Genomic DNA, 2,118 nt, shown 5'->3' on the forward strand with positions numbered 1-2,118 from the left:
GGGGGCGTCCCGGTTCCCGGGGTCGGGGGTGGTCGTCGTCACGGGGTGGTTCCTGGTGGCTCGGTGCGGGATCGGTGCTGATCAGGGTGTGAAGGTGACCGGTAGGTTGGCGGGTGCGGCGCCGGTCGGCGGCACCTGGAGCGTCTTCAGGGCGAACTCCATGACCTGCTTGTAGACGGGACCGCAGATCTGGCCGCCGAAGTAGCTGCCCCGGGTGGCGTTCTGGATGACGCAGGAGACGGTGATCCGCGGCTTGTCGGCGGGGGCGAAGCCGGCGAAGGACGAGGTGTAGCCGTGGTACTTGCCGGTGGCCGGATCCACGCGGTTGGCGGTGCCCGTCTTCCCCGCGACCCGGTACCCCGGGATGCGCGCCTTGGTGCCGGTGCCCTCCTCGTCGTCCACCACCGACTCCAGCATCCGGGCGAGCGTCTTCGCCGTCTTCTCGCTGACGACCCGCGTCCTCTCGGGCTTCGGGGCCGGCGTGAAGCGCCCGTCGGGCCCCGTGGAGCCGCGCACCAGCGTGGGTTCCACGCGGACGCCGCCGTTGGCGATGGTCGAGTAGACGGAGGCGGCCTGCATGGCGTTGACGGACACGCCCTGGCCGAAAGGAATCGTGTACTGCTGCGAGGTCGACCAGGTGTCGGGCGGGGCGAGGATGCCCTTGGTCTCGCCGGGGAAGCCGAGCCCCGTGAGGCTGCCGAGACCGAACTTGCGGAGGTAGTCGTAGAGGACCTTGTTGGCCTGGGCCTGGGTCTTGCCGAGCTGGCCGGTGGCCAGGATGGTGCCGATGTTGCTGGACTTGGCGAGCACGCCGTTGAGCGTCAGGTACCAGGTGGGGTGGTCGATGTCGTCCTTGAACAGCCGGTCGCCGCGGTGCAGCCGGTTGGGCACCACGACGTGCGTCCCGGGTGCGGCGACGTTCTCCTCCAGGACGGCCGCCATCGACAGCACCTTGGCGGTGGAGCCGGGTTCGAAGGCGTCCTGGACGGCCGCGTTGCCGAGCGCCTCCGGCTCGGCCTCGGAGAGGTCGTTGGGGTCGAACCCGGGCGCGTTGGCCATCGCGAGGACCTCGCCGGTGCGGGTGTCCTGGACGATGACGTAGCCGCGGTCCGCCGCGGACTCCTCCACCTGCTTGCTGATGGCGTTCTGCGCGGCCCACTGGATGTCGCGGTCGATGGTGAGCTCGATGTCGCTGCCGGGCACGGCCGGGGTCTCGGTGGAGCCCGCGGTCGGGACGAGCCGGCCGCCGGACTGGGCGTAGCGGATCTCGCCGTCCTTGCCAGCGAGCCGCTTGTCCAGTTGGAGCTCGATGCCGCCGCCGCCCCTGCCCTCGGCGTTGACCCAGCCCAGTATCCCGGCGGCGAGCTCGTTGTTGGGGTACACCCGCTTGCTGGTGGGCACGGAGAAGACACCGGCGAGGACGTTGGCCGCGGAGTCGTCGCTCCCCGTCTTCTTCGCCAGCGCCGACTTCAGGTCCTTGATCTGCTTCCAGACCTGCGGGGTCTGGCGGCCGGCCAGCTTGACGTAGCGCAGGGCCTTGTTCTCGGGGCGCAGCTTCGCGGCCAGCTTCCCCTGGTCCTGGCCGAGGATCGGGGCGAGGAGGGCGGCGGCCCGTTCGGGACCGTCGGCGATCTCCAGTTCGTCCCGGGTGAACATCGTGGGGTCGGCCGTGATGTCGTAGGCGTCCTCGCTGGTCGCCAGGGCCACGCCGCTGCGGTCGGTGATCTCGCCGCGTTCGGCGGCCAGCACCTGGCCGACGTAGCGGTTCCGCTCGGCCTTGGCGGCGTACGTGCTCGCGTCGACGGCCTGCACCTGGACCAGGCGCACGACGAAGGCGAGCAGGACCAGGGTCAGGAGCACGCCGACCAGGCGCAGGCGGGGGCGCGGGCTGCCCAGCCGGAGGGCGGCCTTCGGGGCCCCGGCCCGGGGCCCCGAATGCCGCTCTCCGGCTGGGCAGCCCCCGCCCCCGCCTGCGCCTGCTCGGCGTGCTCCTGACCCTGGTCCTGCTCGCCTTCGTCGTCCGCCTGGTCCAGGTGCAGGCCGTAGACGCGAGCAGGTACGCGCCCAGGGCCGAGCGGCACCGCCACGTCGGCCAGGTGCTGGCCGCCGAACGCGGCG

At 71.9% G+C, this 2,118-nt stretch carries 1 protein-coding gene; it reads right to left on the reverse strand.

Annotation, left to right across the window (positions count from 1 at the left end):
* Window positions 1-81: 81 nt before the first annotated feature.
* The coding region (locus tag B7L92_RS35330) for a peptidoglycan D,D-transpeptidase FtsI family protein (protein WP_438364049.1) at window positions 82-2,118 on the reverse strand (2,037 nt) is incomplete at its 5' end.

Origin of the sequence: Streptomyces viridosporus, from assembly GCF_002078235.1 — a bacterium.
In the GTDB taxonomy this organism is placed as follows: Bacteria; Actinomycetota; Actinomycetes; order Streptomycetales; family Streptomycetaceae; genus Streptomyces; species Streptomyces viridosporus.